At 70.3% G+C, this 17,322-nt stretch carries 15 protein-coding genes; 2 read left to right on the top strand and 13 right to left on the bottom strand.

Going from position 1 to position 17,322, the window contains the following annotated elements:
• Positions 1–2: 2 nt before the first annotated feature.
• The 9 genes from BLW81_RS12450 to BLW81_RS12410 all read right to left on the bottom strand — a co-directional run bounded on the left by BLW81_RS12450 (position 3) and on the right by BLW81_RS12410 (position 11,774).
• Positions 3–1,979: a vWA domain-containing protein gene (locus tag BLW81_RS12450; protein ID WP_083407447.1), complete on the bottom strand. Its 1,977-nt coding sequence runs from the start codon at positions 1,977–1,979 to the stop codon at positions 3–5.
• A complete protein-coding gene (locus tag BLW81_RS12445; protein WP_083410490.1) occupies positions 1,972–3,354 on the bottom strand; it encodes a sigma 54-interacting transcriptional regulator in 1,383 nt (460 codons plus the stop codon). Before BLW81_RS12445 ends, BLW81_RS12450 begins: the two co-directional genes overlap by 8 nt.
• A gap of 95 nt (positions 3,355–3,449) precedes the next feature.
• Positions 3,450–5,018: a bifunctional phosphoribosylaminoimidazolecarboxamide formyltransferase/IMP cyclohydrolase gene (gene purH / locus BLW81_RS12440; RefSeq protein WP_083407446.1), complete on the bottom strand. Its 1,569-nt coding sequence runs from the start codon at positions 5,016–5,018 to the stop codon at positions 3,450–3,452.
• The gene (purN, locus tag BLW81_RS12435; RefSeq protein WP_083407445.1) at positions 5,015–5,644 is read right to left on the bottom strand and encodes a phosphoribosylglycinamide formyltransferase; all 630 of its coding nucleotides are present in this window, start codon (positions 5,642–5,644) and stop codon (positions 5,015–5,017) included. Before purN ends, purH begins: the two co-directional genes overlap by 4 nt.
• 10 nt (positions 5,645–5,654) lie before the next feature.
• Positions 5,655–7,004: a cell division protein PerM gene (locus BLW81_RS12430; RefSeq protein WP_083407444.1), complete on the bottom strand. Its 1,350-nt coding sequence runs from the start codon at positions 7,002–7,004 to the stop codon at positions 5,655–5,657.
• Positions 7,005–7,064: 60 nt separating this feature from the next.
• Positions 7,065–7,964 carry a DUF5336 domain-containing protein gene (locus BLW81_RS12425; RefSeq protein ID WP_083407443.1) on the bottom strand — a complete coding sequence of 300 codons (900 nt, stop codon included), beginning with the start codon at positions 7,962–7,964 and terminating at the stop codon, positions 7,065–7,067.
• 51 nt (positions 7,965–8,015) lie between these two features.
• Positions 8,016–9,146, bottom strand: a complete 1,131-nt coding sequence (sfnG, locus tag BLW81_RS12420) for a dimethylsulfone monooxygenase SfnG (protein WP_083407442.1) — start codon at positions 9,144–9,146, stop codon at positions 8,016–8,018.
• 74 nt (positions 9,147–9,220) lie between these two features.
• Positions 9,221–10,378, bottom strand: a complete 1,158-nt coding sequence (locus BLW81_RS12415; protein WP_083407441.1) for a cytochrome P450 — start codon at positions 10,376–10,378, stop codon at positions 9,221–9,223.
• A complete protein-coding gene (locus tag BLW81_RS12410) occupies positions 10,365–11,774 on the bottom strand; it encodes an ABC1 kinase family protein (RefSeq protein ID WP_235632247.1) in 1,410 nt (469 codons plus the stop codon). The genes BLW81_RS12415 and BLW81_RS12410 overlap by 14 nt, the downstream gene beginning before the upstream one ends.
• Positions 11,775–11,850: 76 nt before the next feature.
• Between BLW81_RS12410 and BLW81_RS12405 the strand changes: the two genes are divergently transcribed.
• Positions 11,851–12,456 carry a TetR/AcrR family transcriptional regulator gene (locus tag BLW81_RS12405; protein WP_083407440.1) on the top strand — a complete coding sequence of 202 codons (606 nt, stop codon included), beginning with the start codon at positions 11,851–11,853 and terminating at the stop codon, positions 12,454–12,456.
• 1 nt (position 12,457) lies between these two features.
• Here the strand turns inward: BLW81_RS12405 and BLW81_RS12400 are convergent, their stop codons facing one another.
• Both BLW81_RS12400 and BLW81_RS12395 read right to left on the bottom strand, forming a co-directional pair.
• Positions 12,458–13,615, bottom strand: a complete 1,158-nt coding sequence (locus tag BLW81_RS12400; protein WP_083407439.1) for a type III PLP-dependent enzyme — start codon at positions 13,613–13,615, stop codon at positions 12,458–12,460.
• Entirely contained in the window at positions 13,584–14,093 is a 510-nt protein-coding gene (locus tag BLW81_RS12395; protein WP_083407438.1) for a hypothetical protein, read from the bottom strand. Before BLW81_RS12395 ends, BLW81_RS12400 begins: the two co-directional genes overlap by 32 nt.
• A gap of 120 nt (positions 14,094–14,213) precedes the next feature.
• On the opposite strand from BLW81_RS12395, the gene BLW81_RS12390 reads away from it, so the two are divergent.
• A complete protein-coding gene (locus BLW81_RS12390; protein WP_083407437.1) occupies positions 14,214–15,062 on the top strand; it encodes an LLM class F420-dependent oxidoreductase in 849 nt (282 codons plus the stop codon).
• Here BLW81_RS12390 and modA read toward each other — a convergent pair whose 3' ends face one another.
• Entirely contained in the window at positions 15,063–15,794 is a 732-nt protein-coding gene (gene modA, locus BLW81_RS12385; RefSeq protein ID WP_083407436.1) for a molybdate ABC transporter substrate-binding protein, read from the bottom strand.
• A 1-nt stretch (position 15,795) separates the two neighbouring features.
• A complete protein-coding gene (locus tag BLW81_RS12380; RefSeq protein WP_083407435.1) occupies positions 15,796–17,322 on the bottom strand; it encodes an acetyl-CoA acetyltransferase in 1,527 nt (508 codons plus the stop codon).

The following is a 17,322-nucleotide window of genomic DNA, read 5'->3' as shown; positions in this document are numbered from 1 at the left end:
GCTCAGCGCCTCCGGCGCGACGTCAGGTAGTCGCCGACCACGGCGGCGCCCAGCCCGTCCAGGTCGGGCACCACGACCCGGCCCTCCACCCGGCGCGCGACCTGGTCGATGAACCGGGCCAGCCCGGGATCGTTGCCCAACCGGAAGATCGTCACCTGCGCCCCGAGCGCGGCCATCTCGTCGAACCCCTTGACGGTGTGGGCGATGGTGCGCGGATGCGGCGGGTAGTCGAAGAAGACCGCGGGCCCGCCCTCGTCGCTCGGATAGTGCTCCAGATGCGCGGTCGGTTCGCCGTCGGTGACGACGAGCACCACCGGCTGGGCGTTGGGGTGCCTGCGCAGGTGCCGACCCGCCAGCGCCAGCGCGTGGTGCAGGTTGGTGCCCTGCTCGTAGACGCCCTCGAGGCCGGTGAGCTCCGCGGCCGAGACGGTGCGCGCATAGCGGCCGAACGCGATGATCTGCAGGGCGTCGGAGCGGAACCGGGTGCTGACGAGATGGTTGAGCGCCAGCGCGGTGCGCTTCATCGGCAGCCACCGGTTCTCCATCACCATCGAGAACGACGTGTCGACCAGCAGCGCGACCGCGGCCTGGGTGCGCGTCTCGGTCTCGGAGATCTCGACGTCCTCGACCGCGAACCGGATCGGCCGCTCGGCCACTCCGGCGCCGGCCTGCCGCAGCACCGCGTTGGTCAGCGTGCGGGTCACGTTCCACGGCTCGGTGTCGCCGAACGCCCACGGCCGGGTCGCGCCGGTCAACTCGCCGGCCGCACCGGCGCGGCGGGTGTCGCGTTCGCCGTGGCGGCCCGAAAGTCGTTGCGCGACATCGCGTAACGCGGCCTGACCGAGCTGGCGCATCGCCTTGGGCGACAACCGCCACTGGCCGTCGGAGCCGCGGTCGAGGAAGCCCTGGTCCATCAGCGCGCGTTCCAGTTCGGACAGCGTGCGCGCGTCGACGGCGGCCTCCTCGCCCAGCTGGCGGGCCAGCATGTCGAGGTCGACGTCCTCCATCGTGGCGCCCGCATAGCTCTGCGACAGCGCCTCGGCGAGCTGTTCGAGCTCGGCGATGTCGGCCATCGCCTGAGCGCCCTCGCCCATGCCGAGCGGGTTGTCGCCGGAGAACTTCGACGACCCCGTCCAGTCCTCCCCCGGCCGGGCCGCCTGCAGATGCGAGTCGAGCCGGTTGAGCGCGTTCATCAGCGACGGCGAGCCGAACGCCTGCTGCGCCAGCGCATCCAGCTCGGCGCGCTGTTCGGCCGACAGGCTGTTGCGGAACCGCTGCGCGGCCGCGGCACGCTGCGCCAGCGAGTCCAGCAGCTCGTCGACGTTGCTCGGGTTCTCCGGGAAGAACTCGCCGTGCTTCTTCATGAAATCGTCAAAATCCTGTTGAGTGTCTTCGCCTTTGGCGTGTTTGTCCAACAGGTCGTTGAGGTCGTCGAGCATCTCGTTGACGCGCTGACGGTCCTCGTCGGTGGCGTTCTCGAGCGCCTGCTTCATGCCGGCGAAGCGCTGGTCGAGCATCTCGCGGCCGAGCAGATCCTTGATCTGGTCGTACTTTTCGCGGGCCTCGGCCGAGCGCCAGTCGTAGTCGGAGAGCTCCTGGACCGCCTTGGCGGGCGACGGCGGCAGCGACTCGATGCGCATCTCGTTGAACCGCGCGTCGTCGTCGAGCGCGCGGGCCAGCTCCTTGCGTTCGGCCAGCACGGCCTCGTCGAGCAGCTTCTTGATCTCGGCCAGGGTGCCGTCGAGGTTGTTGCGCTGCAACAGTTCTCGACGGCGGCGGTTGGCTTCGGCGGCGAGCTTGTCCGCGCCGCGCATGTCCTTGGTGCCGCGTCGCATCAGCTCGGCGAGCGCCCGCCGCGGCGAGCTGCCCTCCATCACGTCCTGGCCGATCTGCTCGAGCGCGTCGCGCAGGTCGATCGGCGGCGCCAGCGGATCCGGCCCGCCGGTGTATCGCGAATACCGCGACGTGTGTTTAGCCATAGACGGTTTCGCCTTCTCCGGACACCTTGTCGATCCGCTTGGCCAGATACAGCGCCTCGAGGGCCAATTCGACGGCGGCCGCTCGCTCCCCGTCGGTCGTCGCCGCCAGCCGCTGCTGGACCTCGGCGATCGCCGGCACTTCGGGGACCGCGGCCAGCACCTCGCGCGCCGAGACCCGGTCCCCGGTCGTGACCGCCGAGCCGTTCTCGATCGCCACCACCAGCGGGCCGACGTCGATGCCGCCGAGCAGCCGCTGCGCGGTGTCGGCGGTGGCCCGGCGCAGCAGGTGCTCGAGCACGGCCTGCTCGCGGCCCTCCTCGCCGGACTCGAACTCGAGCTTGCCGCGCAGCACGTCGACCACGCTGGACAGGTCGACCACCCGCGCGACCGACTCCTGCTCACCGAGGACCGCCGAGCGGTGCCGCGCGGCGGCGGCGACGGTCTCGGCGGCCGCGATCGCGAACCGCGCCGACACCCCGGAGCGCTGGTCGATCGACCGGGACTCGCGCAGGTAGCGGGCGAACCGGGCCAGCACGTGCAGCAGGTACTCGGGCACGTCGGCCGCCAGGTGCGCCTCCTGCTTGATGACGCCCACCTCCGCGGCCAGCTCGAGCGGGTAGTGGGTGCGGATCTCGGCGCCGAACCGGTCCTTGAGCGGGGTGATGATGCGGCCGCGGTTGGTGTAGTCCTCGGGGTTGGCGCTGGCGACGACGAGCACGTCGAGCGGCAGCCGCAGCGTGTAGCCGCGGACCTGGATGTCGCGCTCCTCCATCACGTTGAGCATCGCGACCTGGATGCGCTCGGCGAGGTCGGGCAGCTCGTTGATCGCGACGATGCCGCGGTGTGCGCGCGGGATGAGGCCGAACGCGATGGTCTCCGGGTCGCCGAGGCTGCGGCCCTCGGCCACCTTGATCGGGTCGATGTCGCCGACCAGGTCGGCGACGCTGGTGTCCGGGGTAGCCAGCTTCTCGGTGTAGCGCTCGCTGCGGTGGCGCCAGGTGATCGGCAGGTCGTCGCCGGAGTCGGCGGCGCGCCGGATCGACTCCGGGGTGATCGGGGTGTACGGGTGCTCGCCGAGCTCGGAGCCCGCGATCACCGGGGTCCACTCGTCGAGCAGGCCGGTCAGCGCGCGCAGCAGCCGGGTCTTGCCCTGACCGCGCTCGCCCAGCAGCACGACGTCGTGGCCGGCGATCAGCGCGCGTTCGAGTTGGGGGATGACGGTGTCTTCGAAGCCCAGGATGCCTGGCCACGCGTCGCGGCCTTCGGCCAGCGCGGACAGCAGGTTCTCCCGGATTTCGTCCTTGACGCCCCGCTCGCGATGGCCGGACGCTCTCAGCTCGCCGACGGTACGGGGCAGATCTTGCGGTTGAGTCACCACTCCAAGCTACGACGTGTGGCGCGAACGTGGTTACCCGCACGCGAAACGGCGCCAGGGCGTGCGGGTAACCCACGTTCGGCGCACCGGGTGCGTCAGTGCGCGAAGTGTCGAGCCCCGGTGAGGTACAGCGTGATGCCGGCCTTGGCCGCGGCCTCGGTCACCTCGCCGTCGCGCACCGACCCGCCGGGGTGGACGATCGCCTTGACGCCCGCGTCGGTCAGCACCTCGAGCCCGTCAGGGAACGGGAAGAACGCATCGGAGGCCGCGACGGCGCCGCGGACCCGGTCGCCCGCGCGCTGCACGGCCAGCCGGGCGGCGTCGACGCGGTTCACCTGCCCCATTCCGACGCCGACGGTCGCGCCGTCGGCGGCGACGACGATCGCGTTGGACTTCACCGCCCGGCATGCCCGCCACGCGAACTTCAGGTCCGCGAGGGTCGCGGGGTCGGCGGGTTCACCGGTGGCCAGCGTCCAGTTGACCGGATCGTCGCCGGGTGCGGTGAACTCGTCGCGCTGCTGCATCAGCAGGCCGCCGCTGACCTGACGGAACTCGGTGGCGCCCGGCTGCGGTTCGGCGGCCACCAGCACCCGGATGTTCTTCTTGCGGGCCAGCACCTCGACCGCACCCGGCTCATAGGCGGGCGCAACGATCACCTCGGTGAAGATGTCGGCGACGGTCTCGGCCATCTCGACGGTCACCGCGGTGTTGGCCGCGATCACCCCGCCGAACGCGCTCAGCGGATCGCATTCGTGGGCCTTGCGGTGCGCATCGGCCACCGACTCCGACGAGACCGCGATGCCACACGGGTTGGCGTGCTTGATGATCGCCACGCAGATCTCGGAGTGGTCGAACGCGGCGCGCCACGCGGCGTCGGCGTCGGTGTAGTTGTTGTACGACATCTCCTTGCCGTGCAGCTGCTCGGCCTGCGCCAGCCCCGGCCACGCCGCGTCGTTGCGGTACAGCGCCGCCTGCTGGTGCGGGTTCTCGCCGTAGCGCAGCACCGCGCTGCGCCGCCAGGTGGCGCCCACCCACGGCGGCAGCGAGACGTCGCCGTCCTGCTCGGGCGCCAGCACCGAACCCATCCAGGACGCGACCGCGACGTCGTACTCGGCGGTGTGCCGGAACGCCAACGCCGCCAACTTCTTTCGCTCGGCGAGCGTGAACCCGCCGGCCCGCACGGCCGCGAGCACACCGTCATAGCCGAGCGGGTCGACGACGACCGCGACGCTGGGATGGTTCTTGGCGGCGGCACGCACCATCGAGGGCCCGCCGATGTCGATCTGTTCGACGCATTCGTCCTCGCCGGCACCGGAGTCGACGGTCTCGGTGAACGGGTACAGGTTCACCACCACGAGCTCGAACGCCTCCACGCCGAGCTCGGTCAGCGCCGAAACATGTTCGGGCTTGCGCTGATCAGCGAGCAGACCGGCGTGTACCCGCGGGTGCAGGGTCTTGACGCGGCCGTCGAGCACCTCGGGGAAGCCGGTGACGTCTTCCACCGGTGTCACCGGAACACCTGCGGCGGCAATGGTTTTCGCGGTCGACCCGGTCGAGACGATGCTGACCCCGGCGTCGTGCAGCCCGCGGGCCAGGTCGGCCAGGCCGGTCTTGTCGTAGACGCTGATCAACGCCCGCCGAATCGGCCGCTTGCCGTCGCTCATCCCAATGTCGCCTTTCGTCCCGTCCAGGTCACGCCGCGGACAGCCACCGCGGCCAGTACATCTACCAGCAGTCGCCGCTCGACGACCTTGATCCGTTCGTGCAGCGTCGCCTCGTCGTCGTCATCGAGGACCGGGACGGCTTCCTGCGCCAGCAGCGGCCCGGTGTCGGTGCCCGCGTCGACCAGGTGCACGCTGCAGCCCGTCACCTTCACCCCGTAGGCCAGCGCATCGGGCACCGCGTGCGCGCCGGGAAACGCGGGCAGCAACGCGGGATGGGTGTTGATGATGCGGCCCATGAATCGCGAAAGGAAATGCGCGCCAAGTATTTTCATGAAACCCGCCGACACGATGAGGTCGGGTTGGTGCGCGGCGGTGGCTTCGGTGATCGCCGCGTCCCACGCGTCGCGATCAGCGTGGTCGCGCAGCCGCACCGTGTACGACGGCACCGACGCCGCCGCGGCGATGTCGACGGCGGGGCAGTCCCGGTCGACGCCGACGGCGACGATCGAGGCGGGATAGTCGCCGCCGGTCGCGTCGAGCAGCGAGCGCAGCAACGAACCCGCGCCGGAGGCCAGCACGACGACCCGTGCAGGCACCTTCGGAGGCACTCGGAGGGGTTGCTGCACGCCTGGCAGCCTAATGGGTGCCCGACGGGCCGTCGTCGTCCACCATGAAGTGCTCCTCCGGGTCCTCGACGACGCCGTTCGGGGCGGGTTCGCTCGCCGGTTCGTCGACGGGCTCGGGTTCGACAGGCTCTGGTTCGGGCTCGGGTTCGACGGCCTCGGGCTCGGGCTCTTCGGGCTCCGGCTCCGGCTCCGGCGCGGCCACCGGCTTCGGTGCGCGCGGGCGTCGCGCGATGCCGCCCGTCATCGCCACGGTGAGCGCGCCGATCCCCGCGAACCACAGGAACACCGCGGGTCCGAACGTCGCCTGGTCCACCCCGACGTCGCCGAAGTTGCCCAGCCGGCCGCCGCCGGCGTGCCCCAGCACCGCCATGGTCACCGCTGCCAGCGCCGCCGCGACGACCAGCTTGCCCAGCGCGGGCAACAGCGGCAGGGGCCGGCGCGCGCACTGCTGCCCGACCGCCACCGCGGAGGCGGCCGCGACGATCAGCAGCGCCACCCACACCGGGCCCAGCGGCGGCGTCGGCGCGGCGGCCAGCACGGGCAGCGCCGGGATGTCCCCGCCGAACACGGTGAACGAACTGAACGTCGCCAACCCGACGTGCGCACTGGACCCGACCGCGACGGCGGCCGTCCCCACCATCACGTTCGGGATGTAGAGCACCGACAGCAGGGTCAGGCTGAGCTGGCCGAACACCGAGCCGGTGATCGAGTACAGCTCGTCCATCGTCGACCAGTGCACGATCATCGAGCCGGCCATCACCACCCCGGACAGCCCCGCGAGCGCGAGCAGGCCCGCGGTGGCGGCCCGGACCGCGTCGGGCAGCCATCCCGGTAACGCCGTGGCCGCCAACAATCGGCGGCCGACCCGCGACCCGACCCCGATCACCGCGCCGATGCCGTGCACGGCCAGCACGCTGGCGAAGGCGCGCAGCGCGTGCGGGGTCTGCAGTTCGGTGAGCACCGAGGCCGCATCGTGGATGACGGCCAGCGCGATCGCGGCGATCAGCAGGGGTCCGCCCAGCGCCGAGGCCACCACCCAGCGGGTGACGAACCAGGACACCGGCGCCCGCCCGGCGGGTGCGGTAGCCGCCGCCGTCGTGCGGGCGGTGCCCCACACCATCGCGAGCACCGGCAGCAGTGGCATCACCCCGAGTTCGGCGCCGCCGATCGACACCGGCACCAGGTGCACACCCAGCCACATGCTGGCGATCGCGCCGAGCGCGCCGGTCATGTCGCTGTTGGCGATCAGCAGCTGCAGCAACACGACGGCCGCGATGACGACCAGCGCCACCAGCGAGGGCCCGAACGCCACCCGGAGCAGCTCACGCGCCTGACGTGTGCCGACTGGCCGTTGATTCACAGGTGGCGCCGCTCCTCGCACAAGCTCACGCATGCGATGTTGCCGCACGCGCAGCTCAGACTACGAGGTCGACTGGCCCGACTGCGAGGAAGACGACGGCTGTGCCGGAACCTGTGTCGTGGGGGCCGAACTCGACGGGGGCTGACCGTAGGTCGGAAAACCGGTCGGCGGGGTCGGCGGCCCGGTCTGCTGACCACCCTGCTGCTGCGGCTGCTGGGGCTGCTGTCCCTGCTGACCGCCCTGCTGCTGCGGCTGCGCGGTCGGGTAGCCACCGGTCGACGGGCCACCCGGATACGTGCCGGGGTACGTCGACGGATAACCCGGCCGCTGCTGATGCTGCTGCGGGCCCGGCTGATGCTGACCCGGCTGGCCGTAATACGGGCCCGGGGCGCCGTACTGCTGCCCGTAGGGCTGGTCGTACTTGGGCCGCGGCGTCGGCGGGCTGATGATGCCCGACTCGAACAGCAGCACCGCCACCGCGACGATCGCCTGGAACAGCGAGAACGCGATGATCAGGTAGAGGCCCCAGTCGATGGCCGCCTGGCTGGGCTTGTTGATGACCTCGGCGATGACGAGCAGGAACGCCGCGACCGCGAGCACCGCGTACACCGACGTCGACACCGTCTGGCGCGGCAGCAGGCTGGCGCCGGCGAGCAGCCCGGCCAGCAGCGCCGCCCCGACCGCGAGCACGAGACCGAAGGAGCTGCCGCTGATGCTGCCCAGGCCCGGGAAGTCGGACGCCGAGATCGTGAACAGCGGCGCGAAGCTGGACAGATAGACGGCGAGGCCGAGGGCCGCCACCACCATCGCCAGATACGCCGGCAGCTTGTTCGGGCCGTCGGCCGACGGACCGGGTTCGGGTGCCTTGCCGAACTGCTGCGTCTGCGCGGCGAACGGATTGGTCGGCTGTTGGGCGGGCGGGTATCCGGGACTACCGGGCGGACCTGAGGGGTACGACATGGCCTCTCCTGTGCTCGGGCGGGCTTCGAAACCACGCTAGCGCACGGTGGGTCATGCCGAGACCAGCACGGGTTCGCCCACCGAATCCCGCTCGGCCTCCTCGATTTCGCGGACCAACGGCAGCACCTTGGCGCCGAAGTACTCGATCTCCTCCTGGAAGTGCAGGAAGCCGCCGAGGATCAGGTCCACTCCGCGTTTGCGGTACGCCGCAATGCGTTCGGCGATCTGCTCGGGTGTGCCGATCAACTGGGTCCGGAACCCGTCGTTGTACTGCACCAAGTCCTCGAAGCTGGAGTCGGCCCACATGCCGCGCTTGTCGCCGGTCGAGTTGCCGGCCTGCTGAACGGCGTCGCGGAAACCCTCCACGGCGGGGCGGTTGGCCTTGGCGATGATCTCGCGCAGAGTGTCCTTGGCCTCACGCTCGGAATCGCGGGCGATGATGAACCCGTTGAGCCCGAACCGGACCTCCCGCTCGACGCTGCGGGCGTGGTTGCGGACGTCGACGATCTGCTCGGTCACGCCGTTGAAGTCCTTGCCGTTGGAGAAGTACCAGTCGGCGTACAGGCCGCCGTTGCGGCGCGCGGCGGTGGAGTTGCCGCCCTGGAACAGCTCGGGGTTGGGCCGCTCGGGGGTGTTGACGGGTTTCGGCTTGAGCGTGAAGTCGTGGATGCGGTAGAAGTCGCCGCGGAAATCCACGTCGTCCTCGGTCCAGATCTTGCGCAGGACCTGCAGGAACTCCGCGCTGCGGCGGTACCGCTCGTCGTGCTCGAGCCACGGCTCGCCCAGGTGGGTGAACTCGTCCTTGAACCAGCCCGAGACGACGTTGACCGCGAACCGGCCGTTGCTGAGCTGATCGGCCGTCGCCCCCAGCTTGGCCAGCACCGCGGGCTGCCACAGGCCGGGGTGCACGGCGGCGATCACCTTCAGCCGCTCGGTGGCCAGCAGCAGCGCCAGGCTGAAGCTGGAGGACTCGTGCTGGTACTCGGCGCCGTAGCTGGCCTCGTAGCGGACCTGGCTCAGCGCGTACTCGAAGCCGTTGTTCTCCGCGGTCTGCGCGAGCTTCTTGTTGTAGTCGTAGTTCCAGTCGGTGCGCTGTTCGATGTCGCTGGTCACCAACCCGCCGCTGACGTTGGGCACCCAGTACGCGAACTTGACGTGGTCGGCGATGCGTTCGGTCGTCATGGTCTGCCATCTCAGCGTCTGCGCGCGCCGCGGTCATCGGTATGGATCGCGGTGAAGAAAACTACGGTGGCGAGTTAGCGCCCGAACAGCACCGGAAGGCGCTCGGGCCCGCGGATGGCGGAGGTGTCGCGCCACACCGGGTCGCCGCGCAGGTTCGGCCCGCGGGCGAGGATGCGTCGCAGCGCGACGGTGATCTCGAGGCGGGCCAGCGCGGCACCGAGGCAGTAGTGCGCGCCGTAGCCGAACGTGAGCGGCGCAGGATCGGAGCGCTCCGGGTGCAGCCGGTCGGGTTCGTCGAACGCCGCCGGGTCCCGGTTCGCGGCGGCGAGCACGACCAGTGCCGGTTCCCCCGCTCGGATTCGCACATCGCCGAGGATGTGCTCGCCGGTGGCGGTGCGGGCGACGGCCTGGACGGGGCCGTCGAGCCGCAGCAGTTCGGTGACGAGGCGGCCGTCGACGGGGTGGGAGCCGGACGTCGATGCCAGTCGTAATACCGCTGCGCCCAACAGGTTTGCGGTGGTCTCGTGTCCGGCGACCGCGATGATGACGGCGGTGATGACGACGTCCTCGAGATCGACGGTCGGGTCGGCGGCCAGGAAGCTGAGCAGGTCGTCACCGGGATGGGTGCGACGATCGGCGGCCAGCGGGAGGAACTCGGCGACCAGCGCCGTGAACGCCGCGGCGCCGGCGTCGACGGTGGCCGCGTCGGAGAAGTCGCTGAGCATCGCACTGATGGCCGGGGACTCCTCCCGCAACGGCGCAGCGGATTCCTCGTCGAGGTTCAGCCAGGCGGCCGCGACCGAAATCGGCAGTGGTACGGCAACTTCGGCCATCAGGTCGAACTCGGTGTGCGCGGGCAGCTCGTCGATGATCGCCGCCGCGATCGCCTCAATACCGTCGGTCATGCCTGCGATGAAGCCGGGGGTGAACACGTCGCGCGCCGCGCCGCGCAGTCGCCGGTGGTCGTCGCCGTCGGTGAACAAGATGTTGTGCCGCAACAGATCCGGGTCCATAGCGCGCCAAGCGGGTGCGGCGCCGGGGTTTGCCAGCGGATCGCTGGTCCAGCCGGACCCGGTCAGGACCCGTTTCGCGGGTTCGTATCCGAGCACCAGCCACGCAGCGGCGTGCTCGTCCCAGACGACGTCGCCGTCGCGGCGTCGACGCTCGTAGTACGGGTAGGGATCCGCCGCGTCCCACGGCAGCCGGGCTGCGGTCGCGTCAGGACTGGTCATGACGATCCAGCGCCGCGGGTAGTCCGCGTTCGCGTACCCACGCGCGGTGCAGCCTGCCGACGTCGGTGACCGGTTCTGCCACACCGTCGAGGTCGTCCATGAGCGCACGGACGAACAGCGTGGCGCGCATCCCGACGGCGACGTGGTTCAACGACAGCTGCACGCGCGGGAAGAACGCGAAGTCCTCGGGCACGCGCAGCCGGTTGACCGGGCTCCTCGCGTCGACCGAGAACAGCGAATTCATCAGCCTCGCTGTGCTTTCCGAGGTGTAGGTGACCGGTTGCGGAGCTCCGGTCAACTCCAGCAGCAGCACATCCCACCAGCGGTGGATCTCGCCGGTGGACAGGTCGGTGTCGTCGTCGACGAACCCGACCCCCTGCATGTGGGCCCGGCAGTCGTCGAAGCGTCCGTCGAGTGCGGCCCGGTTCATCAGCACCCAGTCGTGCCGCGCCTGCTCCGGAAGCACCTTGACGCAGCCGAAGTCGAGGAAACCCACGCTGCCGTCGGCGTTGAACCGGTAATTGCCGGGGTGCGGATCGGCGTGCACCAGGTTGGCGTGCCGGAAGTTGCCGTGCACGAACCGTGCGATCACCTCGGTCCAGGTGTTCTTGAGGTCCTGATCGGCGGGCTGGGCCTGCGCCCAGTCCATGCCGTGCAGCATCGTCATCGTCAGCACCCGCTCACCGGACACCTCCGCAACAGCCTCCGGAATGTGGATCAGCGGGTGGCCGCGGTACAGCTCGCCGAACCGCGCGATCATCCGCGCCTCGTGGCGGTAGTCGAGCTCCTCGGCGAGTCTGGCCGCGGCCTCCCGCGCGATCACGCGGGTGTCGGGCACCACGCCGGCCGCCGACGAGACGAACCGCATGAACGTCGCCAGCAGCTCGCTGTTGGCCAGGTCGTCGCGGATCGCCTGCGCCACACCGGGATACTGGATCTTCACGGCGACTTCCCGGCCGTCGCGCAGCACGCCGCGATGCACCTGGCCGATCGACGCCGCCGCCATCGGCTCGTCGTCGAACTCTTCGAACAGCGTCACCGCGTCACCGAGTTCGGCAGCCAGGACCTCGTGCACGAGCGCCGGGTCCATCGGCGGCGCGTCGCGGCGCAGGCGCGACAGCGCTTTCTGATAGGGCGCGAATCCGCCGGTGCCGAACGCGTCGCCGTCGACCAGCGACATCATCTGCCCGACCTTCATCAGCACACCCTTGGAATGGCCGAGCAGTTCTGTGTAGCGCTCGGCGGTGCGCTCGTGGAACCGCTCGACGGCACCGGCGTCGCCGGTTCTCTCGCGTAGCCCGGCCACCACCCGGCCTCCGGCAGCGCGCGCGGTGAAGCCTGCCAGCGGCATGGTGCGCCGGATCCGACCGCGCGGAAGGGGGTCGTGCCGCTGCATATCAGCCTCCGAACCCCGACCCTCGCGTAGTAAAGTGATGACTTGAGTAAGGTAAGTGATCACTTGGGAGAGGTCAATGCCAGCACCGGCGCCGACACGGGAACGCCTGGTCACCGAGGCGATGCGGCTGTTCAGCGCAAAGGGCTACGAGGCGACCAGCGTCTCGCAGATCGAGGCGGCCGCGGGTCTGGCCGCCGGTTCGGGGGCGCTGTACCACCACTTCAAGTCGAAGGAGGCGTTGCTCGACGCCGGGATCGATCGCCAACTCGACCGTCGCCGCGCGATGCGCGACATCCGCGCGCTGTTCGCCGGGCTCGGCGACCTGCGCGCCGAACTCACGATCCTCGGGCGCTACCTGCTCAACGTGGTCGACGAGGAACGCCAGCTCCTGCAGATCGCGGCCCGCACCGAGGCGGGCCGGTCGGCACGCCTCCACGCCGCCTGCGCGGCGCTGATCGACGGGCTCAACGCGGAACTCGCCGACTGGATCGGCGCATGGGCGCCCGCGATGGCTCCGTCGCAGCGCGCCGCGCTGGCCGCGGTCGGCGTCAACGGGCTCACCGGGACCCGCTTCACCGCCACGCTGCTGCATCAGGCCGAGCCCGCCATCGCCGACGACCGGTACCTCGCAGAGTGGACCGCGCTGCTCGCCGCGCGGATCGAACAGCACGGCGGCAGCTAGTTCACGCCATCACGATCGGCGTCGGCGCGATGCCGTTGAACCGCGACGCCGTCACGCTGGTGTAGGCGCCCATCATCGGGCTGACGACCAGGTCCCCGACGGCCAGATCCGGCATCGGGTAGTCCCGCGCGATCACGTCCGCGCTGTCACACGTCGGGCCGGCGAGCGTCACCAGCTCGTGATCGCCTGCGCCGCCGTCGGTTTCGCGCAGCGCCAGGATCGGCGGATGCACGTCCTCGGTCATCACGTTGGAGTAGCTGCCGTACAGCCCGTCGTCGAGGTAATGCCACAGCTGGCCGTCGCGGACGGCGCTGCCGACCACGCTGGTCACCAGCGTCATGCAGTCGGCGACCAAGAACCGGCCCGGTTCGGCCAGCAGGGTGAACTCGTCGCGCGCCGGACCGAGCACGTCGTCGACGATCTCGGAAAGCGCCGCGACGTCGGGCATCTGGTCGCGGTAGCTCACCGGGAAGCCGCCGCCGATGTCGATGACGCGGGCGGCCACCCCGAGCGAGTCCTCGACGTGGGCCGTCAGCTCGACCGTGCCGCGCAGCGCCGCGCGGTACGGTTCGACGGTCGCGCTCTGGCTGCCGACGTGGAAGCTGAAGCCCGCGAACTTCACCCCCGCCGCGAGCACATGCTTGACCAGCAGTTCGGCCTCGGCCGGTTCGACACCAAACTTCGTCGACAGGTCCGACTTGGCGGTCGGGTTGCGGAACGCCAGCCGCACCAGCACCTCGATGTCGTCCGGTCTGCCGACGAACTTGGCTGCCTCGCAGGGGTTCTCGACGACGAATGTGCGGATACCGGCTGCATACGCGTGGTCGATGTCGGCGGGTTTCTTGACCGGATGCGTGTCGATGCACCGGTCCATCGGCACGCTGAGCGCGCGCAGCTGGTCGATCTCGGCGCTGGTGGCCACGTCGAAGGCGCCGCCGCAGACCGCGATCGTCGACAGCACCAACGGATGCGGGAGCGCCTTCACCGCGTAGTGCAGCCGGAAGCTCGGCAGGGCGTCGGCCAGCTGCCGGTACCGCCGCGCGACCAGATGCGGCTGCAGCACCAGCAGCGGGGTGCCGTGCCGCGCGACGAGCGCGGTCAACCGGTCTCGCTGTTCGCGCAGACCCTCACGCAACTGCGCGCGTCGCAACGGGTTCACCGAAGACCTCCTCGTGTCGCGGGCGGATGATGAGCAGCCGCTTGAACCGCTCGTAGCTGCAGATCGTGCAGGCGTAGAACGCCACGTCGGCGATGGCGCCGCCGACGATCCAGCCCAGCAGCACGTGGTCGAGCAGCAGCGGTGCGCTGTAGATCAGCAGCGGCCGCACGATCAGGCTGTCGACGACCTCGGCCGGCCCGAACTCCACGGTCAGGCTGCGCAGTGCGAGCAGGTGGGTGAGCCAGCGGCGGGTCAACCCGGTGCGGTGGTGCGGGACGGTGCACCACCGCACCGCGTTGACATAGGCGGGCAGGTAGTAGCCCACCGAGGATCCGATGGTCGCGGCGGCGGCCGCGGCGGCCAGTGACCCGGTCCACAGGTAGACCAGTGCGGCCGCGCCGAGTTCACCGATCCATCCGGCGATCTCGAGCGGCAGATACCGCCGCAGCCACTCGTTGGCCTTGCCGCGAACCGTCATGAGCGCAACTGTTCCTGTCGGCAACGACGGCGTCGTGAGTAGCCGACTACGCCACCGCCGAATGGGTCACTACGCAGGCGGCCCTTGCCCACCGGACTGAAACACGTTCTAATTCTGGGCATGGATTATGGGCTCGTACTGTTCACCAGCGATCGCGGCATCACGCCGGCGGCCGCCGCCAAGCTTGCCGACGATCACGGCTTCACCACGTTCTACGTGCCCGAACACACCCATATCCCGATCAAGCGGCAGGCCGCGCACCCGACCACCGGCGACGAGTCGCTGCCCGACGACCGCTACATGCGCACCCTGGATCCGTGGGTCAGCCTGGGCACCGCGGCCGCCGTGACCTCGCGTGTTCGGCTGTCGACGGCCGTCGCGCTGCCGGTCGAGCACGACCCGATCACGCTGGCCAAGTCGATCGCGACGCTCGATCACCTCTCCGGCGGGCGGGTCAGCCTCGGCGTCGGGTTCGGCTGGAACACCGACGAGCTGGCCGACCACAACGTGCCGCCGGGCCGCCGCCGCACGATGCTGCGCGAGTACCTCGAGGCGATGCGCGCGCTGTGGACCGACGAAGAGGCGTCCTACGAGGGCGAGTTCGTCAACTTCGGGCCGAGCTGGGCGTGGCCCAAACCGGTGCAGTCGCACATCCCGGTGCTGGTCGGGGCGGCCGGTACCGAGAAGAACTTCAAGTGGATCGCCCGGTCGGCCGACGGCTGGATCACCACGCCGCGTGACTTCGACATCGATGCGCCGGTCAAGCTGCTGCAGGACACCTGGGCGTCCGCCGGCCGCGACGGCGCACCGCAGATCGTCGCGCTGGACTTCAAGCCGGATCCCGAAAAGCTCGCGCGCTGGGCGGATCTCGGCGTCACCGAGGTGCTGTTCGGGCTGCCCGACAAGGCGCCCGACGACGTCGCCGCTTACGTCGAGCGGCTGGCGGGCAAGCTCGCCGCGCTGGTCTGATCAGGGCGGCCCGAACCCGGCCGCCTCGAGCACCTTGCGCCCCACCTCCCCGGTGACGGCGGCGACGAACTGTTGCGCGAGCTCTGGCGAATCCTTCAGCGCCGCAATGGGATAGGTGTTGACGATGCCTGCCGCCTCGGGCACGGGCACCTCGGCGCCCCGGTCCCCCGCCGCGCGGGCGTCGGTGACGTAGACGACGCCGGCGTCGGCCTGCCCCCCGATGACCTTGTTCAGCACATCGGTGACCGACGACTCCTCGCTGACCGGTTCCAGCCGCACCCCCGCGGCGTCCTCGAGCCGGTCGGTCGCCGCCCCGCAGGGCACCTGCGGAGCGCAGGTCACCACGGCGAGTCCCGGGCGGGCCAGATCGCGAAAGCTGGTGATGTTCTTCGGGTTTCCGGGCCCGACGGCGATGGTGAGGGTGTTGGTGGCGAAGTTCACCGGAGCGCCGGCGAGCAGCCCCGCCTCGGCCGCCCTGTCCATGTTGCGGGTGTCGGCGGAGGCGAAGACGTCGGCGCGGGCGCCCTGCGTCAGCTGGGTCACGAGGTCCGACGACCCCGCGAAAGAGAACTCCACGGCGACGCCGGGATGGTCGCGCTCGAACTGCTCGCCAATGTCGGTGAACACCTGCTGCAGCGACGCCGCGGCGAACACCGTCAGCGTTGACCCGTCGCCCTCGGGGGCGCACCCGGCAGCGAGCGCGACCAGCAGGACGACCAGCAACCGGCGCATGTCACGCCAGGGTTGCGCGGTTGACCTTCTCGTCGCGGCGCACGGTGATCGCCGCGCCCAGCGGGTCGCCGTCGGTCATCAACGCCACCAGGTCCGCGTCCTCGGTGATCGCCATGAACCGCGAGCCGTCCGCGTCGGACCGGCCGATGATGATGCCCGTGCGCGTCGGCCAGTCATAGCGCACCGAGTACGTCTCGATCGTCCCGGGCCCCTCAGGCCACTCGGTGACGGGGATCGTCGGCAGCGCGGCGATCTCCGCGTCGAGTTCGGCGCTGCGGTCGGTTCGCCACTCGGCAGGGGTGGTCGAGTAGATGCCGACCGAGTACTTGCTCATGGTGCCGCCGTTGGCGCCGACAAAGCCGAACTGTCCCGGACGGTCGCGCAATTGGGCGACGGTCTCGGCGATGGCGTGCAGCGAGTAGCTGTTGCCAGGGCCGCCGAAGTAGGGCAGTCCGCCGGTGACGGTCAGACCGCGGGGATCGTCGGCGCCCAGTCCCAGCTCCTCGCACACGACGAAGACCGGGAACGGAAAGCAGCTGTAGAGGTCGAACGTCGCGACGTCCTGCACGCCGATGCCCGCCACCCGCAACGCTTCCCGCGCGGCGTGCACCGCCGCCGGGCTGGCGCCGAGGTCGACACGGTCCAGCAGGCCCTGTTCGGTCAGATCGGAGTGTCCGTGCAGGTACACCCAGTTGTCCTCGGGCACACCGAGTCTGCGGGCCGCCGCGACCGACATCATGATCGCCGCGGCGCCCTGGTTGACCTGATCGCGGGCCACCAGCAACCGCGGGTAGGGGTCGCAGATCATCCGGTTGTCGTCGGTGACGGTGGTGATGTCGTCGACCGACCGCTCCACCGGTGACGACGAGAACGGGTTCTTCGCAGCGACTTTCGACATCGGCGCGAACAACTCGGCCATCTCGCGGCGGTAGTCGGCGACGCTGAGGCCGAGCCGGCTGCGACGCGCGTTGTCCAGCAGCCCGTACTGCACAGCCGCGCCGGTCAGCCCGTGGTTGGCGGTGTATTCGGTGAAGTAGCGGTGGATCTGGTGGCCGCGGTCCTCGAGTTGCCCGTCGACGTGTTCGGTGAAATCGGGCTTGTCGTCCCGGTTCGCGAAGTAGCGGGCCGTCGATCCCGGTTCGGAACCGATGATCATCGCGACGTCGAACTCACCCGCCGCGATCGCGGTGCCGGCCTCGGTCACCAGCTTCTGCGGCCCCTGCCCGCCGACCGGTTCGAGCACCACCCGGGCCGGGTCGCCGCCGACGCGGCGCATCACCGACCGCGGGTAGTTGTTCGACTTGCCCAGCGTCGCGGGCATCGGCCCGGAGATCTCGAACTGCCGCAGCGCGTAGACGGTCTGGATCGCTTCGGCGACGGTGGCCGCGTCGACACCGGTGTCCGTCAGCGCTGCCCGCACGGCGGCCGTCGCCAGGTCCACCGCCGACATGCCGCGGTAGTCCGGATCGTCGATGCGCTCGGTGAACTGCCCGACGCCGACGATCACGGGAGTCCGGGGATCGACCAT

The organism is Mycolicibacterium rutilum, from assembly GCF_900108565.1.
GTDB lineage: Bacteria > Actinomycetota > Actinomycetes > Mycobacteriales > Mycobacteriaceae > Mycobacterium > Mycobacterium rutilum.
Note: the sequence above shows the minus strand (reverse complement) of the source record. Positions and strands in the feature narration are given on the sequence as shown.

Bases quoted from the DNA above. Each gene is read 5' to 3' on its own strand.
- purH (WP_083407446.1), bottom strand. From the start codon at position 5,018: ATGAGCGACGGCAAGCGGCCGATTCGGCGGGCGTTGATCAGCGTCTAC.
- BLW81_RS12450 (WP_083407447.1), bottom strand. From the start codon at position 1,979: ATGGCTAAACACACGTCGCGGTATTCGCGATACACCGGCGGGCCGGAT.
- BLW81_RS12410 (WP_235632247.1), bottom strand. From the start codon at position 11,774: ATGCAGCGGCACGACCCCCTTCCGCGCGGTCGGATCCGGCGCACCATG.
- modA (WP_083407436.1), bottom strand. From the start codon at position 15,794: ATGCGCCGGTTGCTGGTCGTCCTGCTGGTCGCGCTCGCTGCCGGGTGC.
- BLW81_RS12415 (WP_083407441.1), bottom strand. From the start codon at position 10,378: ATGACCAGTCCTGACGCGACCGCAGCCCGGCTGCCGTGGGACGCGGCG.
- BLW81_RS12425 (WP_083407443.1), bottom strand. From the start codon at position 7,964: ATGTCGTACCCCTCAGGTCCGCCCGGTAGTCCCGGATACCCGCCCGCC.
- BLW81_RS12390 (WP_083407437.1), top strand. From the start codon at position 14,214: ATGGATTATGGGCTCGTACTGTTCACCAGCGATCGCGGCATCACGCCG.
- BLW81_RS12380 (WP_083407435.1), bottom strand. From the start codon at position 17,322: ATGGTCGATCCCCGGACTCCCGTGATCGTCGGCGTCGGGCAGTTCACC.
- BLW81_RS12395 (WP_083407438.1), bottom strand. From the start codon at position 14,093: ATGACGGTTCGCGGCAAGGCCAACGAGTGGCTGCGGCGGTATCTGCCG.
- BLW81_RS12405 (WP_083407440.1), top strand. From the start codon at position 11,851: ATGCCAGCACCGGCGCCGACACGGGAACGCCTGGTCACCGAGGCGATG.
- sfnG (WP_083407442.1), bottom strand. From the start codon at position 9,146: ATGACGACCGAACGCATCGCCGACCACGTCAAGTTCGCGTACTGGGTG.